Source organism: Arthrobacter sp. Edens01 (assembly GCF_001307035.1).
Lineage (GTDB): Bacteria > Actinomycetota > Actinomycetes > Actinomycetales > Micrococcaceae > Arthrobacter_B.
Window position 1 is genome coordinate 416,914 of the sequence record NZ_LKIU01000006.1, and the last position, 708, is coordinate 417,621.

The window sequence follows — 708 nt, forward strand, 5'->3', positions numbered from 1 at the left end:
TGCGTCGGTTGCGGACGAGGCGGTTGCCGCGATCACGGCTGAGGGCGGGCGTGCGGTGGCTGTGGTGGCTCCGGTGGGTTCCACGGAGACGGCGCAGGCTTTGGTGGCTGCTGCGGTGGAGAACTTCGGCGGGCTGGACATCCTGGTGACCAATGCCGGGGTGCTGCGGGATAAGTCGCTGCTGAAGATGACCGATGAGGACTTTGACCTGGTGATCAACGTCCACCTTCGCGGAACGTTTACCTGTGTCCGGGAAGCGTACGCGTACTTCAAGGAAAACAACGTTCAGGGCCGGATCATCGCGATTGGTTCTCCGACGGGCCAGCGCGGGAACTTCGGGCAGACCAACTACGCTGCGGCGAAGGCCGGGATCGTGGGGATGGTGCGGACCTGGGCCATGGAGATGAAGAAGGCCGGCGTTACCGCCAATGCCGTCATTCCGGTGGCGGCGACGGCGATGACGAAGACGGTGCCGTACTTCGCTGCTGCGGTGGAAGCGGATGAGCGCGGTGAGGCCATGCCTGATTTCTTCCGCAGGACCCTCGGGTTTGGCACTGCTGAGGATGTGGCGGGCCTGATCGCGTTCCTGGCCTCGGAGGAGGCTGCCGGGATTACCGGGCAGGCCATTGGTGTGGGTGGTGACCGGCTGCAGCTGTGGTCCCATCCCGAGGCTGTGGAGTCGGAGTACCGGGACGGCGGCTGGTCCTA

1 protein-coding gene is annotated in these 708 nt (G+C 65.0%); it reads left to right on the top strand.

Annotated features, from left to right (window positions below; translation table 11 throughout):
* The coding region (locus AO716_RS16485; RefSeq protein WP_152970032.1) for an SDR family NAD(P)-dependent oxidoreductase at positions 1–708 on the top strand (708 nt) is incomplete at both ends.